The 22,150-nt window shown below is 62.7% G+C and carries 19 protein-coding genes and 1 tRNA gene; 7 read left to right on the top strand and 13 right to left on the bottom strand.

Annotated elements, in window-relative coordinates; translation table 11 throughout:
• Window positions 1-308 precede the first annotated feature (308 nt).
• The 4 genes from htpX to def all read right to left on the bottom strand — a co-directional run bounded on the left by htpX (window position 309) and on the right by def (window position 3,553).
• A complete protein-coding gene (gene htpX, locus B0G80_RS16410) occupies window positions 309-1,166 on the bottom strand; it encodes a zinc metalloprotease HtpX (RefSeq protein WP_012431382.1) in 858 nt (285 codons plus the stop codon).
• 103 nt (window positions 1,167-1,269) lie between these two features.
• On the bottom strand, window positions 1,270-1,914 hold the full coding sequence (locus tag B0G80_RS16405) for a LysE family translocator (RefSeq protein ID WP_116118656.1): 645 nt from the start codon (window positions 1,912-1,914) through the stop codon (window positions 1,270-1,272).
• 114 nt (window positions 1,915-2,028) lie between these two features.
• A complete protein-coding gene (gene fmt / locus B0G80_RS16400; RefSeq protein ID WP_116118655.1) occupies window positions 2,029-3,018 on the bottom strand; it encodes a methionyl-tRNA formyltransferase in 990 nt (329 codons plus the stop codon).
• A 31-nt stretch (window positions 3,019-3,049) separates the two neighbouring features.
• Window positions 3,050-3,553: a peptide deformylase gene (gene def / locus B0G80_RS16395; protein ID WP_116119693.1), complete on the bottom strand. Its 504-nt coding sequence runs from the start codon at window positions 3,551-3,553 to the stop codon at window positions 3,050-3,052.
• Between the two features lie 241 nt (window positions 3,554-3,794).
• On the opposite strand from def, the gene dprA reads away from it, so the two are divergent.
• The 3 genes from dprA to B0G80_RS16380 all read left to right on the top strand — a co-directional run bounded on the left by dprA (window position 3,795) and on the right by B0G80_RS16380 (window position 8,456).
• On the top strand, window positions 3,795-5,090 hold the full coding sequence (gene dprA, locus B0G80_RS16390) for a DNA-processing protein DprA (RefSeq protein ID WP_116118654.1): 1,296 nt from the start codon (window positions 3,795-3,797) through the stop codon (window positions 5,088-5,090).
• 68 nt (window positions 5,091-5,158) lie between these two features.
• Window positions 5,159-5,536, top strand: a complete 378-nt coding sequence (locus tag B0G80_RS16385) for a thioredoxin family protein (RefSeq protein ID WP_106283961.1) — start codon at window positions 5,159-5,161, stop codon at window positions 5,534-5,536.
• A gap of 250 nt (window positions 5,537-5,786) precedes the next feature.
• On the top strand, window positions 5,787-8,456 hold the full coding sequence (locus B0G80_RS16380) for a DNA topoisomerase III (protein ID WP_106283962.1): 2,670 nt from the start codon (window positions 5,787-5,789) through the stop codon (window positions 8,454-8,456).
• Window positions 8,457-8,614: 158 nt separating this feature from the next.
• On the opposite strand, the gene B0G80_RS16375 is transcribed toward B0G80_RS16380, so the two are convergent.
• Entirely contained in the window at window positions 8,615-9,718 is a 1,104-nt protein-coding gene (locus B0G80_RS16375; RefSeq protein ID WP_106283963.1) for a LysR family transcriptional regulator, read from the bottom strand.
• A 59-nt stretch (window positions 9,719-9,777) separates the two neighbouring features.
• Between B0G80_RS16375 and B0G80_RS46395 the strand changes: the two genes are divergently transcribed.
• Window positions 9,778-10,008: a hypothetical protein gene (locus B0G80_RS46395; RefSeq protein WP_147309866.1), complete on the top strand. Its 231-nt coding sequence runs from the start codon at window positions 9,778-9,780 to the stop codon at window positions 10,006-10,008.
• Between the two features lie 45 nt (window positions 10,009-10,053).
• Here the strand turns inward: B0G80_RS46395 and B0G80_RS16370 are convergent, their stop codons facing one another.
• Complete coding sequence (locus tag B0G80_RS16370; protein WP_116118653.1) at window positions 10,054-11,910, bottom strand: phosphoenolpyruvate carboxykinase (GTP); 1,857 nt, start codon at window positions 11,908-11,910, stop codon at window positions 10,054-10,056.
• A 376-nt stretch (window positions 11,911-12,286) separates the two neighbouring features.
• Here B0G80_RS16370 and B0G80_RS16365 point away from each other — a divergent pair, with 376 nt between their 5' ends.
• Window positions 12,287-13,300, top strand: coding sequence for a D-2-hydroxyacid dehydrogenase family protein (locus B0G80_RS16365; protein ID WP_106283965.1), 1,014 nt, complete (start codon window positions 12,287-12,289; stop codon window positions 13,298-13,300).
• A 94-nt stretch (window positions 13,301-13,394) separates the two neighbouring features.
• Here B0G80_RS16365 and B0G80_RS16360 read toward each other — a convergent pair whose 3' ends face one another.
• Together B0G80_RS16360 and B0G80_RS16355 are read right to left on the bottom strand one after the other, a co-directional pair.
• Complete coding sequence (locus B0G80_RS16360; protein WP_116118652.1) at window positions 13,395-14,273, bottom strand: patatin-like phospholipase family protein; 879 nt, start codon at window positions 14,271-14,273, stop codon at window positions 13,395-13,397.
• A gap of 36 nt (window positions 14,274-14,309) precedes the next feature.
• Window positions 14,310-14,714, bottom strand: coding sequence for a PaaI family thioesterase (locus B0G80_RS16355; RefSeq protein WP_116118651.1), 405 nt, complete (start codon window positions 14,712-14,714; stop codon window positions 14,310-14,312).
• Window positions 14,715-14,917: 203 nt separating this feature from the next.
• Between B0G80_RS16355 and B0G80_RS16350 the strand changes: the two genes are divergently transcribed.
• Window positions 14,918-14,993, top strand: a tRNA-Lys gene (locus B0G80_RS16350).
• 121 nt (window positions 14,994-15,114) lie between these two features.
• Here B0G80_RS16350 and B0G80_RS16345 read toward each other — a convergent pair.
• The 5 genes from B0G80_RS16345 to cadR form a co-directional block, all read right to left on the bottom strand.
• On the bottom strand, window positions 15,115-15,903 hold the full coding sequence (locus B0G80_RS16345; RefSeq protein WP_116119691.1) for an ABC transporter substrate-binding protein: 789 nt from the start codon (window positions 15,901-15,903) through the stop codon (window positions 15,115-15,117).
• 125 nt (window positions 15,904-16,028) lie between these two features.
• On the bottom strand, window positions 16,029-17,183 hold the full coding sequence (locus B0G80_RS16340; RefSeq protein WP_116118650.1) for a pyridoxal phosphate-dependent aminotransferase: 1,155 nt from the start codon (window positions 17,181-17,183) through the stop codon (window positions 16,029-16,031).
• A gap of 302 nt (window positions 17,184-17,485) precedes the next feature.
• A complete protein-coding gene (gene dbpA, locus B0G80_RS16335; RefSeq protein ID WP_116118649.1) occupies window positions 17,486-18,889 on the bottom strand; it encodes an ATP-dependent RNA helicase DbpA in 1,404 nt (467 codons plus the stop codon).
• A 44-nt stretch (window positions 18,890-18,933) separates the two neighbouring features.
• Window positions 18,934-19,134: a hypothetical protein gene (locus tag B0G80_RS16330; RefSeq protein ID WP_012431140.1), complete on the bottom strand. Its 201-nt coding sequence runs from the start codon at window positions 19,132-19,134 to the stop codon at window positions 18,934-18,936.
• A 115-nt stretch (window positions 19,135-19,249) separates the two neighbouring features.
• Window positions 19,250-19,681 carry a Cd(II)/Pb(II)-responsive transcriptional regulator gene (gene cadR / locus B0G80_RS16325; RefSeq protein WP_012431139.1) on the bottom strand — a complete coding sequence of 144 codons (432 nt, stop codon included), beginning with the start codon at window positions 19,679-19,681 and terminating at the stop codon, window positions 19,250-19,252.
• A gap of 79 nt (window positions 19,682-19,760) precedes the next feature.
• On the opposite strand from cadR, the gene B0G80_RS16320 reads away from it, so the two are divergent.
• Window positions 19,761-22,112: a heavy metal translocating P-type ATPase gene (locus B0G80_RS16320; protein WP_408967706.1), complete on the top strand. Its 2,352-nt coding sequence runs from the start codon at window positions 19,761-19,763 to the stop codon at window positions 22,110-22,112.
• Window positions 22,113-22,150: the final 38 nt, after the last annotated feature.

The raw sequence follows: 22,150 nt of genomic DNA, 5'->3' as shown, positions 1-22,150 counted from the left end.
TCCGAGGCGAGCGGGACGGAGTGGGACTGAAGCGCAGGTTGGATATATCGGCGCGGACGTAGCGTAACGCGGCGCACGAGTCCGCGGGCAGCCTGCGAGCGTAGCGATTGCAAATCCTCGGTGGCCACGAAGGCCGAGGGGCCGAGGCGCAGTTCAACGATGCGGTGCGGGCCCTCAGGCGCCCCGCGAACAGAGTGAATTTTCTCGTGATAACGCCGCGCATCAGCCGCTCACGCCCTTGCACCGAAATAAAAAGGCGAGCCCGCGGACTCGCCTTTTTCCTCACACCGCGCAAGGAATGCGCAGCGTTATTCGAAGCGCCCCGTGCGCGCCATTTCCATCAAACGCGCGATGCGTTCCTCGGTGGCCGGGTGCGTAGAGAACAGATTCGCGATGCCGCCGCCCGACAGCGGATTCATGATCATCATCTGCGCGGTGGCCGGATGTTGCTCGGCTGTCGGAAACGGAATTCCGCTCGCGTAACGGTGGATCTTGTCGAGCGCCGAAGCGAGCGCCTGCGGGTCGCCGGAAATCTGCGCGCCGCCGCGATCGGCTTCGAATTCACGTGCGCGCGAAATCGCCATCTGGATCAGCGCACCGGCAATCGGCGCCAGCAGCGCGACGGCGATGCCCGCGATCGGGTTCGTGGAACGGCCGTTTTCGTCGCGGCTGCCGAAGAACATCGCGAAGTTCGCCAGCGCGGAAATCGCGCCGGCCATGGTGGCCGAAATGGTCGAGATCAAAATGTCGCGATGCTTCACGTGCGAGAGTTCGTGCGCCATGACCCCGCGCATTTCGCGCTCGGACAGCACGCGCAGAATGCCGGTGGTGGCGGCGACCGCCGCATGTTCCGGATTGCGGCCGGTGGCGAACGCATTCGGCGCGTCTTCGTTGATCAGGTACACGCGCGGCATGGGCAGGCCGGCGCGTGTGGAAAGTTCGCGCACCATGCGATAGAACTGCGGCGCACTGGTTTCGTCGACTTCCTGCGCGTTGTACATGCGCAGGACCATCTTGTCCGAGAACCAGTACGAAAAGAAATTCATCCCAAGGGCGATCACGAGCGCGATCGTCATGCCGCGCGACCCGCCGATCATCCCGCCGATCACGATGAAAAGGGCCGTGATCGCGGCCATCAACATCGCGGTTTTGACCCAATTGAACATGTCTGCAACTCCTTCCCCTAACGCGGGTTCATATCTGCGCCGCGTGATCGCGGCGCCCGATTGTAAGCTAAATGTTAGATATGGGCGCGTCAGGAAAATTCAATCATCTTGACGCGGTGGCGAGCTTGATACCCAAGCCGACAAAAGCGCTGCCGACTCCGCGATCCAACCACTTCTTCACCGCCGCCCGGCCAGAGAAACGCCGCGTCACACTGCCCGCGATCCACGCGACAAAACTGTTCCAGATCATGCTCATCATGACGAACACCGCACCCAGTGTGAGGAAAGCGAGCGCTTTGTGATTGCTGCCGGTCGTCACGAATTGCGGGAAGAACGACACGAAAAACAGCACGACCTTCGGGTTCAGCACGTTAGTCCAGAAGCCTTGCAGGAAAAGCTGGCGCAGCGACCTGGGCGCGCCGGCCGCGCGCGCTTCGCCCGCAGCGTCATCGGCGGCAGCCGGTTTGGCAAAGAGCAAACGCACGCCGAGATACATCAGATAAATAGCGCCGACGAACTTGATGACCGTAAAAGCTGTGGCCGATGCAGCCAGCAACGCGGTCAAGCCGAACGCGCAGGCCAGCGAGTGAACGCAGCAGCCGGCGGAGATGCCGAGCGCCGACATGAGACCCGCGCCGCGGCCTTGAGCGACGCTGCGCCCGACGATATAAGCCGTATCGGGACCGGGCGTCACATTTAGAAGAAAGACCGCGACGACGAAAAACTCGAAATGGGTAATGCCGAACATGTGAATCCTCAAAATCCGGGGCCGTTGCATGAAGGATTCTACGCGCGGCAGGCCTGTCCTGCGGGGTCTCGAACATCGGCCGAATGGACGATGTTCAGGGCATAAGCAGCGGTGTTACTTTGCTTCGGGAAGTTGAAAGCGCTGCCCCACAGCCAGCGTCGAGCCAGCCAGAAATTCGCGCACCGGCAGGCGTTTGCCACCGGGTTTCTGCAATTGCGTGAGACGCAGCGCGCCTTCGCCACAGGCTACGACTACGCCTTCGGGGGAGACGTCGGTGATCGTGCCGGGCGCGTGGCTGGCGGCTGCGCCGTCAGTTGCAACAGCGGCCCAGATTTTGATGGACGAGCCGTCTTCAAGCGTGGCCACACCGCCAGGGAACGGATCGAACGCACGCACCTGGCGCGCGAGCACTCTCGCCGGGCGGCGCCAGTCGAGCGCGGCTTCGTGTTTGCCGATCTTTTCCGCGTAGGTCACGCCTTCCGCGGGTTGCGGCGTTGCCGCCAGTTTGCCGGTGCGCTCGAGTTCGATCAGCGCCTCGACGATCAGCTTCGCGCCGTCCTGTGCGAGACGGTCGTGCAACGTGGCCGTGGTGTCGTCGGCGGAAATCGCGGTGCGTGCTTCGGAGATCATCGCGCCCGTGTCGAGGCCGACATCCATCTGCATCAGCGTGATGCCGGTTTCGGCGTCGCCCGCTTCGATCGCGCGATGAATCGGCGCCGCGCCGCGCCAGCGCGGCAACAACGACGCATGAATGTTGATGCAGCCGAGTGGAGGAATATCGAGCACTTCCTGCGGCAGGATCAGGCCGTATGCGGCGACCACCATGACATCGTGCGGCGTAGCGCGTAGTTGGTCGATCGCGGCGGCGGCTTCAGCCGGATATTTGCCGGCGCGGCGCAGCGAAGGCGGCTGGGCGACGGCCAGTCCGTGCTCCTGCGCGTAGCGCTTGACCGGGCTTGCCTGCAACTTCATGCCGCGCCCGGCGGGCCGGTCCGGCTGGGTCAACACGAGCGGCACCTGGAACCCGGCGCGGTGAATCGCGGCCAGCGCGGCCGCGGCGAACTCCGGCGTACCGGCAAAGATGACGCGCAACGAATGACTCATGAACGGGGGCGGTAGGCGAGGTGAACGCGCATTACATGGCGTGGGCGAGCTTCTTCATCTTGCTCTTGATGCGCGTCTGCTTCAGCGACGACAGGTACTCGACGAACACGCGGCCCATCAGGTGATCCATTTCGTGCTGGATGCACACCGCAAGCAGGCCTTCACAGTCCATCTCGAAGGTTTCGCCCTTCTCGTTGAGCGCCCGCACGCGCACTTTCTCCGCGCGCTCGACGTTGTCGTAAATGCCCGGCACCGAGAGGCAGCCCTCTTCGGACAGCTTTCTTTCGTCGCTCGACCAGATGATTTCGGGGTTGATGAAGGCGAGCAGTTCGTTGTGGTCGTCCGACACGTCGATCGTGATCACGCGCTCGTGCACGTCCACCTGGGTCGCGGCAAGGCCGACGCCCGGCGCGGCGTACATGGTTTCGGCCATGTCCTTGACGAGGCGGCGGATGCGGTCGTTGACCACTTCGACCGGCTTGGCGACCTTGTGCAGCCGTTTGTCCGGGTAATTGAGGATGTTGAGTAAAGCCATGATCTTGAGTGTGATTTTCGCGCGCCGCCGACCCGTTGACGGTTCGTTGGCCTTTCGGCCAGGTTGTGAGCACGTCGCGTTGCGCAGAGGATAGATGGTGTCGAACCGGTTCGGTTCAACGCGCCACGGCGCCAGACGACGAGCCCGCGCGGGTGGGCGCGGCGCTGCGGTTATTTCGGATGATGAAAATTTTAGCATGGCGCCCGCCTGCCCGCTGGCCCTGCAGGAGGATCGACCCGCAATGCACACTTTGCCTGCAACCCATATTGAACTTGCCGCCTGGCTGCGGCTTGCGCTCGCGCCGGGTCTGAAACCCGCAGCGCTGCGCTTATTGCTCGGCGCTTTCGGGTTGCCTGAAGCGATATTCGAGCAAGCACCCGGGGCGCTCGCCGAAATTGCCGGCGAGGCCGCGGCACGCGCAGCGCTGGCGCCGACAGGCCCCGATTTCGAAGCCCAGCTGGACGCGGTCATCGCGTGGCGCGAGCAACCCGGCAATCAGGTCGTGACACTCGACGACCCGGCTTATCCGCCGGCGCTGCTGACCATGCCCGATCCGCCGCCGCTGCTATATATAAAGGGCCGGTTGAACCTGCTGCACACGCGAGCGGTCGCCCTTGTCGGGAGCCGCAGCGCGACGCCGCAGGGCGTCGAAGACGCGGAGCGATTCGCGCGCGAGCTGTCGGTGGCCGGTGTGACCGTCGTCTCCGGGCTCGCGCTCGGTATCGACGGCGCCGCGCATCGGGGTGGCTTGGAAGGCATCGGTGGCACAGTGGCCGTAATCGGTACCGGCGCGGACCTCGTGTATCCGGCCGCGCACCACGCGCTCGCGCGGCAAATCGCGGTGCAGGGCGCGATTCTCTCCGAATGGCCGCTCGGCACGCCAGCACGCGCCGCCAATTTTCCGCAGCGTAACCGTCTGATCGCCGGCCTCGTCAGCGGCGTGGTGATCGTCGAAGCGGCGATGCGGTCCGGTTCGCTGATCACGGCGCGGCTCGCCAACGAGATGGGACGCGATATCTTCGCGTTGCCGGGTTCGATTCACGCGCCGCTGTCGCGCGGGTGTCATCGGATCATCAAGCAGGGCGCGAAGCTGGTGGAAACGCCAGATGAAGTGCTGGAGGAACTGGGTTTCGCGCGGCGGGCGGCTCCGCGAGCGGCTTCGGGTGCGGGTTCGGCGCACGCCACCTTCTGGAGCCGCGCCGGCTCGGGAAACAGGCCCGCGCGCAGCGCCGCGGACGTGGATCGAGCGAACCTGGCAGCGCTTCAGCCGACAGAAGCGTCTCCGGCCGATTCAGCAGGAGCAGCATTGGCCGCCGCCCCACCCTGCCCGCCGGCCAATCCCGAAGCACAGCGCCTCCTCGCCGCGCTCGGCCATTCACCCACCACGCTTGAAATTCTCGCTACCCGTACCGAGATGGAGGACGCGGACCTGCAAACCGCCTTGCTGCAACTGGAACTCGCCGGCCAGGTGACCATGCTGCCCGGCGGCCGCTTCATGCGGGCAAGCCACGGCCAACACGGCATTGATCAGAGTTGACCACCATTCACGATCGGCCATGCTACATTCGCGCCAAAGCACCTGACAAAAGTACGCAAGGAACCCTGATGCCCGCGCTAAACCTCGACACCGACCAAGACCGGATCGCCGAGCGCGTCAACGAACCGGAAACGCTGTTCGTGGCCTGCCTCTGCGCCGAATGGTGCGGGACCTGCCGCGAGTATCAGGACGCTTTTGACAAGCTGGCCGACCGGCACCCGGACATCTGTTTCGCATGGATCGATATAGAGACGCATGCGGACCGATTCGAGGATCTGGATGTGGAGAACTTTCCGACCATCCTGATCGAAGATTCGGTTACGACGCGATTCTTCGGCACGGTTTTGCCGCAAGCGGCGATCGTGGAACGGATGTTGTCTGATCTGACGGCCGTGCCCGGCGTCAGCGGTGCGCCGAAACTGCGGCCCGCGCTGGCGGTCGCCTGATTCAGGCTGGCCAGCTTGCAAGCCCGGCGGCCCGGGCGTTGCGAGCGGTGTACAAGGCGTTGGCGGCAGCTTGCCCAATGCCTGAGCACGCAATTATGATTTCGCGCTTTTTATGGCACTTGACACGTCGGTCTCGCGCCGTGTGCTATAAAGCGGTCGTTAATGGGTCGCAAAGGTCGCAAACGAGGGTAGCGCTGACAGAAGCGCACTCACGGCCATCAACCCTGATCTACCAACCTCACATCGAGTCATGTCCAAAGCACTGATCATCGCCGAAAAGCCTTCCGTCGCGAACGACATCGCGCGCGCTTTGGGCGGATTTACCAAGCATGACGAATACTACGAGAGCGACGAGTACGTCCTTTCCTCGGCAGTCGGCCACCTGCTGGAAATTGCCGCGCCTGAAGACTACGAAGTCAAACGCGGCAAGTGGAGTTTCGCCAATCTGCCCGTCATTCCGCCGCACTTCGATCTGAACCCGATCGCCAAGAGCGAGTCGCGCCTGAAGGTGCTGACCAAACTGCTCAAGCGCAAAGACGTCGACCGTCTGATCAACGCATGTGACGCGGGGCGCGAGGGCGAGCTGATTTTCCGCCTGATCGCGCAGCACGCGAAAGCCAAGCAGCCGGTGCAGCGCCTGTGGCTGCAATCCATGACGGCGGGCTCGATCCGCGACGGCTTCGCCCGTCTGCGCAGCGACGAAGAGATGCAGCCGCTCGCCGATGCGGCGCGTTGCCGCTCGGAAGCGGACTGGCTGGTCGGCATCAACGGTACGCGGGCCATGACCGCGTTCAACAGCAAAGGCGGCGGCTTCTTCCTGACCACGGTCGGGCGGGTGCAGACGCCCACGCTGTCGATCGTGGTCGAGCGCGAAGAGAAGATTCGCCGCTTCGTGCCACGCGACTATTGGGAAGTGAAAGCGGAGTTCGTCTGCGCGGCCGGTTTCTACGAAGGCCGCTGGTTCGATCCGAAATTCAAGCGCGACGAGTTCGATCCGGAAAAACGCGATTCGCGTCTGTGGGCGTTGCCCGCGGCCGAAACGATCGTCGCCGCCTGCCGTGGCCAGATCGGCACGGTGACGGAAGAATCGAAGCCGTCCACGCAACTGTCGCCGGCGCTGTTCGACTTGACCAGCCTGCAGCGCGAGGCCAACGGCCGCTTCGGCTTCTCGGCGAAGAACACCTTGGGCCTCGCCCAGGCGCTGTACGAAAAGCACAAGGTGCTGACCTATCCCCGTACCGACGCGCGCGCGCTGCCGGAAGACTACCTGGATACGGTCAAAGAGACGCTCGGCATGCTCAAGGAGAGCAACAACTATCTGCCGTATGCCAAGCAGGTGCTCGACAAGGGCTGGGTGAAACCGAACAAGCGCATCTTCGACAACTCGAAGATCAGCGACCACTTCGCAATTATCCCGACCCTGCAGGCGCCGAAGAATCTGTCGGAGCCCGAACAGAAGCTGTACGACCTCGTCGTGAAGCGCTTCCTCGCAGTGTTTTTCCCGGCAGCAGAATACAAGGTGACGACGCGGATCACGGAAGTGGTCGGCCATCACTTCAAGACCGAAGGCAAGGTGCTGGTCGAGCCGGGCTGGCTGCAGGTCTACGGCCGCGAGATCAGCGGCGAAGACGCGAACCTCGTGCCGGTGCAGAAAGACGAAAAGGTCAAGACGGACAAGATCGCCGCCCAGCAACTGGTGACAAAACCGCCCGCCCGCTACAACGAAGCAACCTTGCTGTCGGCCATGGAAGGCGCGGGCAAGCTCGTCGAAGACGACGAACTGCGCGAAGCCATGGCGGCCAAGGGGCTCGGCACGCCGGCCACGCGCGCGGCGATCATCGAAGGTCTGCTGGGTGAGAAGTATCTGATTCGCGAAGGCCGCGATCTGATTCCGACCGCCAAGGCTTTCCAACTCATGACGCTGCTGCGCGGTCTAGGCGTGAAGGAACTGACGGCGCCCGAACTGACCGGCGAGTGGGAGTACAAGCTCTCGCAAATGGAACGCGGCAACCTGCCGCGCGACGCGTTCATGCAGGAAATCGCCCGCATGACGCAGACCATCGTCAAGCGCGCGAAAGAGTACGATTCCGACACGATCCCGGGCGATTACGCGACGTTGCAGACGCCTTGTCCGAATTGCGGCGGTCAGGTGAAGGAAAACTACCGGCGCTTTGCTTGCTCGAAATGCGAGTTCTCGATTTCGAAAATTCCGGGCGGACGTCAGTTCGAAATTCCGGAAGTCGAAGAGCTGCTGCAGAACAAGACGATCGGTCCGCTTTCGGGTTTCCGAAGCAAGATGGGGCGCCCCTTCTCGGCGATCCTGAAACTGTCGTTCGATGACGAGATCAAGAACTACAAGCTGGAATTCGACTTCGGCCAGGATGCGGGCGGCGAAGACGGCGAACCGCCTGACTTCTCCGATCAGCAACCGGTGGGCGCATGCCCGAAATGCAAGGGCCGCGTGTTCGAGCACGGCATGAGCTACGTCTGCGAAAACTCGGTCGCCAATCCGAAGACTTGCGACTTCCGTTCGGGCAAGGTGATCCTGCAGCAGGAAATCGCCCGCGAACAGATGGCCAAGCTGCTCGAAGAAGGCCGCACGGATCTGCTGACGAACTTCAAGTCGTCGCGTACCGGCCGTAACTTCAAGGCGTTCCTCGTCAAGCAGAACGACGGCAAGATCGGTTTCGAGTTCGAGAAGAAGGAACCGTCGGCGAAGACTGCCGCGAAGACCGCAGCGGCGAAGTCGGCTGCGAAGGCTGCCCCAGAAGCGGAGTCGGACGACGACGAAGTGTCGGTGGCCGTGAAGGCTGCGCCGGCAGCCAAAAAGACGGCGGCGAAAAAAGCGCCGGCGACCAAGACCGCTGCGGCCAAGAAAGCACCCGCCAAGAAAGCGGTGGCGCGCAAAACCGGCTCGTAAATCGACTGGTCGCTGGAAGGCCGGAAGAGGATTCGCTTCCGGCTCGCTTCGTTTGAATTTGCCATGAAAAAGGCGCGATCACATAACGTGACCGCGCCTTTTTGTTTGTCCGGCGAAAGCGCTTGTCAGCGGCTTTGCAGGCTTGCCTGATTCGCGACTTACAGCGGCGACAAAGCCGTGGGCCGAGTGCGAGGCGTCGTCTTGGCCAGCGTCTTGGGCAGCGGCGATAACTCGCTGTCCAGCAGGCGTGAGAGCGGCTCAGCGCCGTCGAACGCTTCCGGCGGCATGGCGTCCGCGGAATCGAGCGCCGTCGTCGTGGCGGCCCGGCCGAGGCCGTCCTCCTTGATCCACTGTTCGCCAAGCAGACTATTCGGCGTCTGGCTGAAATGCTCAACCAGATGGTCGATAAACGTACGCACCTTGGCCGGCAAGTGACGGCGGCTCGGATACGCAATGTTGATCTCGACCTGCGGCAACCGGTAATCGCCGAGCAGACGCACAAGGCGGCCACGCGTCATGTCGCGGCCGATCAGATAGCTCGGCAGGATCGCGATGCCCATGCCGAGCAACGCAAACTGACGCAGCATTTCCGTATTGTTCGCGACGATCACGTTCGCCGGACGCACGCGCACTTCGCCTTCCGGGCCAGTGAACACGCGCTCGTCGCCCCAATATTCGGACGGCAGGCTCAGGCACGGATGCTCGAGCAGATGCTCCGGACGCGTCGGCATGCCGTGCTTCTCGAGATAAGCCGGCGTGGCGCACACCGTCATGCAACCGGTGGTGAGACGCCGAGTGACGATACTTGCGCTGCGCATTTGCCGCGCGATCACCACGCCCACGTCGAAGCCTTCTTCGACCAGATCTACTTGACGGTCGACCAAGGTGACATCGGGAATGACTTTCGGATAACGCTCCGCGTACGTCTGGAGCACGGGTGCCAGATTGTGCAATCCGAACACGACCGGCGCGACGATTCGCAACGTGCCGACGGGTTCGTGATTGCGCGCCACCACCATCTGCTCGACGTCTTCCAGTTCGTCGAGAATCTGGCGCGCGCGCTCGAGATAAACCTGACCTGATTCGGTCAGAGACAAGCTGCGGGTGGTGCGATTGAGCAGCCGCGTACCTAGACGGCCTTCGAGGTCCGCAACGTGCCGGGTCGCAACTGCGTTGGAAATATCCATCGCGCTCGCAGCGCGGGCAAAACTGCCGAGATCCGCCACTCTGACGAAAACTCGCATCGACTGCAAATGATCCATAGGACAACTCCTGCCGTGTTACAGCTTCCTGACAATCGGGGAAAACCAGCGAAGCGAACTTGGAATTCTCCTACGACTCGCGGAATCGTGCAGAAGTTGCCCGCGAAAGCGGAAATATTGTCAATATTTGTGCGACTGTGCTCCCCAGTGTGGGGCACGATCACGAATTGTTCCTAAAAAGGAAACAATCTGCTGCGGTGCAGCTTGAACTGCCTTTTTTGTCCGAACAGAACGAATGGTCGTCGGCGTGGCGAAACCAGGAAGCTTCTCATGCGGACGGGCGGCAATAAAAAACCGCCCGAAGGCGGTTCCGTGCGAAGTGAACACTCACCTGATCAGGCAGCGAGCTTCTCTTCGAGCGCGCGTTTGGCCTCCGTCAGCGCGGGCGGCAGACCTTGCTGCAATGTGTCAAACAGCTCGGCGTGCAGCGCGAATTCCGCGCGCCAGGCTGCGTCGTCGACGGAAATGACCTGCTCGAACTGCTCGCGGCTAAAATTCAGCCCGCTCCAGTCGAGGTCCTCGTAGTGCGGCGACACGCCGAACGCGTGTTCCTCACCGTGAGCCGTGCCTTCGATCCGGCCGACCATCCAGCTCAGCACCCGCATGTTCTCGCCGAAGCCCGGCCATACGAACTTGCCGTCTGCGCCCTTGCGGAACCAGTTGACGCAGAAGATTTTCGGCAGCTTCGCGTTCAGTTGCTCCAGACGCTCGCCGGTTTTCAGCCAGTGACCGAAGTAGTCGCTCATGTTGTAGCCGCAGAACGGCAGCATCGCGAATGGGTCGCGGCGCACCACGCCCTGCTGACCGGCTGCGGCGGCGGTCGTTTCGGAGCCCATGGTCGCGGCCATGTAGACGCCTTCCACCCAGTTGCGCGCTTCGGTGACGAGCGGCACCGTCGTGGAGCGGCGCCCGCCGAAGATGAACGCGTCGATCGCGACGCCCGCCGGATTTTCCCAGTCGGGGTCGATGGACGGGCATTGCGAGGCCGGCGCCGTAAAGCGCGCGTTCGGATGCGCCGCCTTGCGGCCGCTTTCCTTTGCGCTGGCCGGCGTCCAGTCCTTGCCTTGCCAGTCGATCAGGTGCGCGGGCGCATCATCCGTCATGCCTTCCCACCAGACGTCGCCGTCGTCGGTGAGCGCGACGTTCGTGAAGATCACGTTTTCCTTCAACGTGGCCATGGCGTTGAAGTTGGTCTTCTCGCTCGTGCCCGGCGCCACGCCGAAGTAGCCGGCTTCCGGATTGATCGCGTACAGGCGGCCGTCCTTGCCCGGTTTGATCCAGGCGATATCGTCGCCGATCGTGGAGATTTTCCAGCCGTTCAAGCCTTCCGGCGGAATCAGCATTGCAAAGTTGGTCTTGCCGCATGCCGACGGAAACGCCGCCGCGACATGATGCTTGCGGCCTTCCGGCGAGGTCACGCCGAGAATCAGCATGTGTTCGGCGAGCCAGCCTTCGTCGCGGCCCATGGTCGAGGCGATGCGCAACGCGAAACACTTCTTGCCTAGCAGCGCGTTGCCGCCGTAGCCCGAACCATAGCTCCAGATTTCGCGCGATTCAGGGAAATGGACGATGTATTTGGTTTCGTTGCACGGCCACGGCACGTCTTTCGCGCCGGACGCGAGCGGCGCGCCGACCGAATGGACGCACGGCACGAACTCGCCGTCTTCGCCCAGCACGTCGTAGACCTTGCGGCCCATGCGCGTCATGATGCGCATGTTGGTGACCACGTACGGGCTGTCGCTCAATTCAACGCCGATGTGCGCGATCGGTGAGCCGAGCGGGCCCATCGAAAACGGGACGACATACATGGTGCGGCCGCGCATGGAACCTTCGAACAGGCCGTCGAGCGTCGAGCGCATTTCGGCCGGTGCGATCCAATTATTGGTGGGACCCGCGTCTTCGCGACGCTGCGAGCAGATGAAGGTGCGATCTTCGACACGCGCCACATCGGACGGGTCGGACCATGCCAGATAAGAATTGGGGCGTTTGGCGGGATTGAGCTTCTTGAGTGTGCCTGCTTCGACCATCTGTGCACAAAGCCGGTCGTATTCCTCCTGCGAACCGTCGCACCAGACAACCCTGTCCGGCTTGGTCCTGGCGGCAACGCGCTGGACCCAGTCGAGCAGCTTTCGGTGTTTGACCCACGCGGGCGCCTCGATAGTAGGCTGTCCTTCGAATGAGGGGTGGTTCATCGACTTGTCTCCGTTTTGAAAAACAATAGAAAAAACGGTACAAGCCCAGAGACGCTGCATGCGAGAGGCATTCAATTCTTTACGCCGGGTGCCTGCCACCCGACGCGCAATTGTGCAGATCGTTCCGGGCCACACAGCCTGTGAGCGGAGGCGCCGGCCGACGGGCTTCTGCAACCGTCTGTAAAGCGGCTTGCCTCAACACGCAACAAACTGTTAAAAACGATGTCAATCGGCCTTGCCGTGGCGCTGCCATTCTGTGCGGTAGCTACTACGGTAAGGCATTCAGCCAGACCGGCATGTGACCTAGGTCACATGGTGGGACAGTCAGCATAACACTCCGTTCCGCACCACCAAGGTGCGTCGTAAGACACATACCATGAAGATTGCCATCCTCGACGATTATCAGGACGCCGTGCGCAAGCTCGACTGCTTTCAATTGCTGGCCGACCATGAGGTCAAGGTCTTCAACAACACCGTCCGCGGTCTCGGCCAGTTGGCAAGCCGTCTTTCGGAAGTCGACGCCCTCGTCCTGATTCGCGAACGCACCCGCATCAGCTCGCAACTCCTCGATAAATTGCCGCGTTTGCGCATGATCAGTCAGACCGGCAAGGTTTCCAGCCACATCGATCTGAACGCGTGTACCGAGCGCGGCATTGCCGTGCTGGAAGGCACCGGCTCACCGTTCGCGCCTGCCGAGTTGACGTGGGCTCTCATCATGGCCGCCCAAAGGCGGATTCCGCAATACGTAGCAAACCTTAAGCAAGGAGCCTGGCAGCAGTCCGGCCTGAAGACGTCGGCGCTGCCGCCGAACTTCGGTTTGGGCCAGGTATTGCGTGGCCAGACGCTGGGAATCTGGGGTTATGGCAAGATCGGCAGGCTGGTGGCCGGTTATGGCAAGGCATTCGGCATGAACGTGCTGATCTGGGGCCGCGAGCATTCGCGCGAAGCCGCTCGCGCTGACGGTTACAGTGTCGCGGAGAGCCGCGAGGCGCTGTTCGAGCAGAGCGACGTGCTGTCGCTGCATTTGCGCATGCACGACGACACGCGCGGCATCGTCAAACAGGAAGACCTGATGCGGATGAAGCCGACCGCGCTGCTCGTGAACACGAGCCGGGCCGAGTTGCTCGACGACAACGCGCTGGTGAATGCGCTATCGCACAACCGTCCGGGCATGGTCGCGATCGACGTCTACGAAAGCGAGCCGATTCTGCAGGGCTACAGCCTGCTGCGCATGGAAAACGTGATTTGCACGCCGCACATCGGCTATGTGGAGCGCGAAAGCTACGAGCAGTATTTCACCGCCGCATTCAAGAACATTCTGGCTTTCGACGCCGGCGATACGAGCAGCGTGGCGAATCCGGAAGCCTTGCAGGGCGGCCGTCGGCGTTAAAAAACCACTGCGTTTTTTCGGGCGATAAGGGCTCCGTGCGAATTCGTGCGACGCGCTTATCGCCGTTTGGCTCGCGCCGCCGCTACCGCTCAATTCACCGTACCGCTTCGTGCGCGCCGGCTTCCAATAGATCGGGAACACGTTCGAGGAAGGTCTCGCCGTCGGCACGGCCGAGGTTGTACGCGTGGATCATCTGTGACGGACTTGTGTAATCCCAGCTCGAAATCGGCACCTTGCGCGACGGCTGTACGTAAAGCCGTTGCTGCACGCCGTGCGGCACGACGAACATCTGCGGGCGCGGATAAAGGCGGGTGACCATCACCAGCACGTTGCCCGGCGCCTCGGCGTCGAGCGCGCCGACCGGCACGTTGTCCACCATCCCGCCGTCCAGCACCGGCCGGCCGTTGCGTCGCAAAACCGGCGTGAACGGCGGCGTACTCGACGACTGCAAGATCAGATCCGCCAGATCCTCGACGCTCGCGCAATCCTGTGCGCGCACAAACTCCGGATGAAAGCCGAGCGTCTGACCGAGTGTCGGATGCAGCGTCTTGCGCACGTATTTTTCGATGTTGTACGCGATCAGGCCGGCCGCGACCGCGCTGCGCGCGCCGAGCCAGCGCGGCAGATGCGATACGCCGATGCGGATTTCCGGCGCATCGGCGAGCGTCGAAAACTTCTCGCCGTAGATGTCCAGCAGCGCCTGACGGTAGATGCGGTAATGCGGAAACACCGACTCGCCGCGCAGCAGATTGCCCCAGTAGGCGTTGCGGGTGTTGTGGCGCAGCGCCTCTTCGTAATAGCGCATGACCCAGTCGGAATCGCGCGTGTAGAGCATGCACGCAGTCGCGGCGCCGGCAGAAATACCAGTGATGACACGCGGCCGGATCCGCAGCTCCGGCTGGATCACATCCCAGAAACCCGCCTGCCACCAGCAGCGATTGCCGCCGCCAGCGAATACGACCTGATCGAACATCCTAGTTTTTCCTCTAATGCGGCTCTCTGGCCGGTTTTAGTCGAGCAGTGCGTAGGTGGTGGTGGCGTGAACGGCCATGTTGCCGGATTCGTCGAACAACTCGACTTCGCCGAACACCAGATTGCGGCCCATGCGCAGCACTCGCGCGGTGATCAACACGTCGCCCTTGCGTACCGCGCGCATGAAATTGATGTTGAGCGAGACCGTGGTCATAGGCTTGAAACCACCGAGCGCGGCCGAAATGGCGACGATCATCGCTGTGTCCGCCGCGGCCATGAACACTTGCCCGCAGATCACGCCGCCCGAATGACGCAGCCCGCCGGAAAACGGTAGGCGCAGAGTGGCAGCTTCCTCATTGACCTTGACCGGCGTCAGCGTGAGCGCACGGACCCACGGCGCGAGGATGCGGTCGAGCAATTCGCTAATCTCTTTGTCATCCATTGCAATCCCCGGTCGAAAGCCGCGCGAGGCTTCGTGCGGCAAGGTGTCCGCGACATGATACCGGGACGATGCAGGGCGCGCCTTTTTCGCGACAGCGCGGCCATCGACGAACGCCTCGGGCTCTGGGATGCAATTATTTTTAAGAAATTTGCGAAGGGGACTTGGCAAGCCCGAAAAATTTCTGCATAATTTCGCTTTTGTTGGGGGCGTTAGCTCAGTTGGTAGAGCAGCGGACTCTTAATCCGTAGGTCGAGTGTTCGAGTCACTCACGCCCCACCAAAGATTCAAAGCAAAAAGCCCGGTCCTTGCGACCGGGCTTTTTGCGTTTTGGGCCGCGCGCTCCCACCACGTCAGACTCACGAACGCCCCCACACCGGAACGCCCGCAGATACGCAAAAGACTACTTCGCCGTCACGTCGATGTTGCCGAGATATTTCGCGGCCAGCGTCTTCACCGTGCCGTCGGCCTGCACCTTCGCGATCGCCGCATTCAAGCGGTCACGCAGCGCCGTATCGCCCTTGCGAATTCCATAAGCAATGCCGCTGCCGAGGATCTTGTCATCGCGCACCGGCTCGCCGACGAAGGCATACCCTTCACCGCTCGGCTTCGACAAAAAGCCGGTTTGTCCGGCCGGCGCCAGCACGAGCGTCGCGTCCAGACGTCCCGCCACGAGGTCGGTATAAACCTGGTTCTGGTCCTGATACGGCACGACAGTCACGCCCGCCGATTCCCAGTGCGCCTTCGCGAAGGTTTCCTGAATCGACGCCTGCAACACGCCCACGCGCTTGCCCTTCAGCGAGGCCGGCGTCGGCAGCAGACCGCTGTCGCGCTTCGCGATCAACTGCGTCGGCACGCGATATACGACGGTGGTGAAATCGATCGCCTGGCGACGCGCATCGGTCGCGTTCATCGCCGAATTGATCGCGTCGAACTTGCGGCCCTGCAGCGCGGGAATCAACCCGTCGAACGAGGTCTCGACCCATTTGCACGTCATATGCGCGGCCACGCAAACGGCATTGCCGACGTCGATATCCAAGCCTTGCAACTCACCGTTCGGGCCTTTCGATTCGAACGGCGGATACTGCGCTTCGAGGCCGAAACGCAGCGTATCGGCAGCGCTTGCACCAGACGACGCCGCGAGCGACGCGAATGCACAGGCCAGCGCCAGAAGAGGCTTGAGCAATTTCATAGCAGGTCCCTTTTCCTTCGATTTTGTTGTTACGCCGCCTTGCGGCGCGCGAATGCGTACCCGCGCGACGATCATACTGCGTTCAAAAAATGCAGGCGCCGCGCGGAGCCGTGTTGTCTTTCCGATCAGATCTCGCAAAGACGCCGCGCACCTTCGATCAAAGTCGCATCGTCCTTCGAGAAGCTTAGGCGGATCAAGCCGGAGTCCGTACCATCGGTGTAAAACGCCGACAGCGGAATGGTGGCGACACGCGCATCGCGAATCAGCCGCAGCACGAAATCGCTATCGCTTTCATCGGAGAAGCCGCGAAAACGCGCCAGCATGAAGAAGCTGCCTTCGCTCGGCAACAACTCGAAGCGCGAATCGCGCAGTGCTTCCGTGAGCAGATCGCGCTTCTTCTGATAGAACGCGGACAAGCCGAGGTAGCTGTCGCGATTGGCCAATGCGTCGACGAACGCGTACTGCATCGGCGTATCGGCGGAAAACACCATGAACTGATGGACTTTGCGAATCTCATCCATCAACGCAGCGGGCGCGAGGCAGTAGCCGACGCGCCAGCCGGTCACGTGATACGACTTGCCGAACGACGAGACGATCACACTGCGTTCCGCGAGCTCGGAATGACACGCCATGCTCTGATGTTTCGCGCCGTCGAACACCACGTGTTCGTAGACCTCGTCGGCGAGAATCACGATATCGGTGTTGCGCGTAACGGCTTTCAGGCGTTCGACGTCGGCTTCACTGAACACGGTCGCGGTCGGATTGTGCGGCGTGTTGATGATGATCATGCGAGTCTTCGGCGTGATCGCGGCGGCGACTTCGTCCCAGTTCACGCGGAAGTCGTTCAGGGATAGCTTGATCGGCACGGGCGTGGCGCCTTGCAGTCGCACGATCGGCCCGTAGCTGTCGAACGAGGGCTCGAAGTAGATCACTTCGTCGCCCGGATGCACTAATGCGCTGATCGTCGAATACAGTCCTTCGCTTGCGCTGGCGATCACGGTGACTTCGCTCGCCGGGTCATAGCGCACGCCGTATAGCGTGGCGACCTTGTCGGCGAGCACTTCACGCAAGGCGGCGATGCCGGCCATCGGCGCGTACTGGTTATGACCGGCGCGCATGGCCTGGGCGACGCCATCGATCAGTTTGGCGTCCGGCGCGAAATTCGGCGCGCCTTGCGATAGATTCAGCGCGTCGTGCTGAGCGGCCAGTTGACCGATCACGGTAAAAATCGTCGTGCCTACGTCAGGCAACTTCGAGCGGGCTTGCGTGGCGCTCTGCATAAGGCTTTCTCCCTTTCTCCATCCGGCAGCGGATTCACGGAACAGCCAGCTGCGCGGCGGTCCCTTCCGGTTTGGTGATTAGGCATCAGCCAAAGAACCGTCACAATCGAAACTTTGTCATGCGCGGCATGCATTTACGTCATGCCTCACGCGAAGGCGCGCCGCCACGGGCAAAGCCGGTCGGATCGGTACTTTCGGGGAAGAAACGAGGCCGCACGAGAAGTGCGGAGAACTGCAGAGGTATGACGTAATGTGATGCGGCCGGTCTCGAGCGGAGCGCTCGCGACCGGCCTCGCCGTCTATCAGGCGTCGTCCATCAGGCGGACTTTGACTTTTTTGCCCTTTACCTTGCCGGCGCTGAGCTTGCGCAACGCTTCACGCGCGACGCTACGCTCCACCGCGACGTAGGTGGACATTTCCGTCACGTTGATCTTGCCGATCTGCGAGCCGGCGAAACCCGCCTCGCCGGTCAGCGCGCCGAGCACGTCGCCGGGACGGATCTTTTCCTTGCGGCCGCCGAGAATCTGCAGCGTCTCCATGGGCGGCAACAGCCGCTCATTGCTCGCTGCGGTGAGTTCAGACAGCTTGTGCCAATCGACCTCGCGCTTTTGGGCCTGTTCGAGACTGCCGACGCGGCCCATCTCGTTCATGCTCGCGAGACTCAGCGCCCAGCCTTCCTGATCGGCGCGGCCCGTACGGCCGATGCGGTGAACGTGCACTTCCGGGTCCGGCGTCACGTCCACGTTGATCACGGCTTCGAGCTGAGCGATGTCGAGACCGCGCGCGGCGACGTCGGTGGCTACCAGCACCGAGCAGCTGCGATTGGCGAACTGGATCAGCACCTGATCGCGTTCACGCTGGTCGAGTTCGCCATGCAGCGCGAGCGCATGAAAACCCTGCGCGCGCAACACGTCGAGCAGATCGCGGCACTGCTGCTTGGTGTTGCAGAACGCGAGCGTGCTCACCGGACGATAGTGATTCAGCAGCAGGCCGACGGCGTGCAGCCGTCCGTCTTCGGTCACTTCATAGAAGCGTTGACGAATCTTGGTGTTGTCGTGCCGTTCGGCGAGCTTCACTTCCTTCGGATTGCGCAGGAATTGCTGGCTCAGCTTGACGATGCCTTCGGGATACGTCGCCGAAAAAAGCAGCGTTTGGCGTTCTTTCGGGCATTGCTTCACGACGGTGGCGATATCGTCGAAGAAACCCATGTCGAGCATGCGGTCCGCTTCGTCGAGCACCAGCGTGTTGAGCGATTGCAGCGGCAGGCTGCCACGCTCGAGGTGATCCATGATGCGGCCGGGCGTGCCGACCACAATGTGCGCGCCGTGTTCGAGGCTGGCCGTTTGCGGACGCATCGGCGTGCCGCCGCACAGCGTCAGCACCTTGATGTTTTCTTCGGCGCGCGCGAGGCGGCGGATTTCCTGCGTGACCTGATCGGCGAGTTCGCGCGTGGGGCATAGCACCATCGCCTGCACGGCGAAGTTGCGCGCGTCGAGGCGCGCCAGCAGCGCCAGCGAAAACGCCGCGGTCTTGCCGCTGCCGGTTTTCGCCTGGGCGATCAGATCGTGGCCGGCGAGCGCGATCGGCAGGCTCGCGGCCTGGATCGGCGTCATCTCGACGTAGCCGAGCTGCGTCAGGTTGGCGAGCGTCGCGGGCGGCAGCGGTAGCTGGCTAAACGGCGCGCCGGCGGTGGTGGGACTGTTCATAGGGTGATGACTCGCAAAGCGGATAAGGCGGCTAGGGACAATAACTATTCGGCCATCGGGCCGGTGTCGGGACGGCCTTCGATCTGCTCGTACAACACGGAGCCGTCGTCCCCGTCGAAACGCTCGACGTAATTGCGCGCGCCGCACATCGGGCAACGGAACAGGAGGCCCTGCCCTTCGTTCTTGATGACGACGTCCGATTGCTCCCACTGCGCCTGGCAGGACTGGTTTCTACAGGTAAACACGTTGATTCTCCAACTGGATTCGATTGCTTGTCCGGCGAGCCGTACGGACGGCCCGGCCGTGAATGGGACGGTTGCTGCCACGGTGGCGACGGCTAATTCACGTCAACCCGGCACATCAACCGAGATGCGTATGCCGCGCGCGCGGCGCGCTCACATCCATCTCGGTGAGGCCCTGCACGATGCCGCAGTCTTCCACGGCCTGTTCGCCGTGGCACTGCTCGCGCAAGGTGGTCAATTGCACTTTCAGCTGCTTCAGTTCGTCGATGCGCATATCGACGTGCGCAATGTGCTCGTCGATCAAGGCATTGATGCCGCCACAGCCGTCCGCCGGCGCGTCGGTCAGACGCAGCAGCGCACGGATTTCGTCGTGGGTCATGTCGAGCGCGCGGCAATTACGGATGAAACGCAGCCGCTCGACGTGCTTCGCCGTGTAGCTGCGGTAATTGGCCTCGGTGCGCTCCGCTTCGGGCAACAAGCCCTCTTTTTCGTAGAAACGGATGGTTTCGGTCGTGCAATGGGCGATTTTCGCCAATTCGCCGATTTTCATGGACCCTCCGGCTGGCAGCCTTGACCTTGTAGTGGCTTCAGGGTGTTTACTAGACCACAAATTGAACCAGGAAGCCACCATGTCCCAAACCGACCACGCCGACGTCGACCGCCTCGAACAGGCGAAAGCGCATGCGGACGGGCACGAAGGGGACGCGGATGCCCCCAACTGCGGCCATCGCCATGAGGCGCACGATCACGACCATGCTCACGACGGCCCGAGCCACGCGCCCGTCCACAGTCATGCCGATGCGGCGTGTTGCAGCACAGGAGCAGCAACAACGGCAGCCGCACCGGCCGCACTGCGGCCGTCCGAGGCCATCGGCAGCAACATGCGCACCGCCATCCGCATCATGCAGATGGATTGCCCGACCGAAGAAGCGCTGATCCGCAAGAAATTCAGCCGCATGCCGCACGTGCGCAGCATGGAAGTCAACCTGATGCAGCGCGTCCTGACGGTCGTCCACGCGCCGGAAGCGCTCCATTCGATCCTCGCCGCGCTGCGTTCGCTCGACTTCACGCCCGAACTCGCGCACGCCAGTCCGGACGCCGCGGCCACGCCTGCGCCGCACGCGTCGCCCAAGCCGTGGTGGCCGCTGGCGCTCGCCGCCACGGCTGCGGCAGGCTCAGAGGCCGCTGGCTGGCTCGGCGCACCGGCCTGGCTGCCTGCGGGTCTGGCGGTCCTCGCGATCGTCTCCTGCGGCCTCACGACGTATAAGAAGGGCTGGCTCGCCATCCGCAACGGCAACCTGAACATCAACGCGCTGATGAGCATCGCGGTGACCGGCGCACTGGTTCTGCGGCAGTGGCCGGAAGCGGCGATGGTGATGGTGCTGTTCACCATCGCCGAACTGATCGAGGCGAAATCGCTCGACCGCGCCCGCAATGCGATCCAGGGTTTGATGCAACTCACGCCTGAACAGGCGAGCGTGCGGCAACTCGACGGCACCTGGCGACTAGTGGATATCAAGGGCATTGCGATCGGCGCGGTGGTTCGCGTGAAGCCGGGCGAGCGGATCGCACTCGACGGCGAAATCGTCGCAGGCCGCTCGAGCGTGGACCAGGCTCCGATCACCGGCGAAAGCCTGCCGGTCGATAAGGCCGTGGGCGACGCGGTGTTCGCCGGCACGATCAACCAGACCGGCTCGTTCGACTATCGTGTCACCGCTGCCGCCAGCAACACGACACTCGCGCGCATCATCCACGCAGTCGAGGAAGCGCAAGGCACCAAAGCGCCGACGCAGCGTTTCGTCGACCAGTTTGCCCGCGTGTATACGCCGATCGTGTTCGCCGTCGCGCTTGCCGTGGCCATCGTGCCGCCGCTGCTGTTCGACGGTTCGTGGCAGGCGTGGGTCTACAAGGCGCTGGTGCTGCTGGTGATCGCGTGCCCATGCGCGCTCGTGATCTCCACGCCGGTGACGATCGTCAGCGGTCTTGCCGCGGCGGCCCGCAAAGGCATTCTGATCAAAGGCGGCGCCTATCTCGAGCAAGGTCGCAAGCTGACGCGGCTCGCGCTCGACAAAACCGGCACGCTCACGCACGGCAAACCCGTGCAGACCGAGTTCGAAATACTCGCTGAGATGGACGCCCTCCGTTGCCGCACACTCGCGGCGAGTCTCGCGGGGCGCTCCGATCATCCTGTCTCGACGGCGATTGCGACGGCAGCCAAAGCCGACGGCCTGGCGCCCATCAGCGTCGACGCCTTCGAGGCAATCGCGGGACGCGGCGTGCGTGGCGAGATAGACGGCGTGCCGTACTGGCTCGGCAATCATCGGCTGATCGAGGAACTGGGACGCTGCTCCGCGTCGCTCGAAGCGCGGCTGGATGCGCTCGAAACTCAGGGCAAGACGGTCGTGATGCTGGTGGACGCCGAACGCGTGCTCGCGCTGTTCGCGGTCGCCGACACAGTGAAGGAAACGAGCCGCGCGGCAATCGCTGAATTGCAGCGGCTCGGCGTGAGCACCGCCATGCTCACCGGCGACAACCCGCACACCGCCGCCGCGATCGCGCAGCAGGTGGGTATCGACGAAGCGCGTGGCGACCAGTTGCCGGAAGACAAGCTGAACGCAGTCGCCCGATGGTCGGACGACGGCGCGACGGTCGGCATGGTCGGCGACGGCATCAACGACGCGCCCGCGCTGGCACGCGCCGACATCGGCTTCGCGATGGGCGCGATGGGCACCGACACCGCGATCGAAACCGCCGACGTCGCGCTGATGGACGACGACCTGCGCAAGATCCCGTCGTTCATTCGTCTGTCGAAGGCGACGCATTTGGTACTGGTGCAGAACATCGCGCTCGCGCTCGGCATCAAGAGCGTCTTCCTCGTGCTGGCCGTGACCGGTCTGGGCACGATGTGGATGGCCGTGTTCGCCGATGTGGGTGCGAGTCTGCTGGTGGTGGCGAACGGGTTGCGGCTGTTGCGCAAATAACGGTGCGGCTGTTTTTTGTGATTTGATGAAGGGAGTCG

Source organism: Paraburkholderia sp. BL6669N2 (assembly GCF_003387275.1).
Classification (GTDB): domain Bacteria; phylum Pseudomonadota; class Gammaproteobacteria; order Burkholderiales; family Burkholderiaceae; genus Paraburkholderia.
The sequence above is the reverse complement of the archived record's forward strand: the minus strand, read 5'-3'. Positions and strand labels throughout refer to the sequence as shown.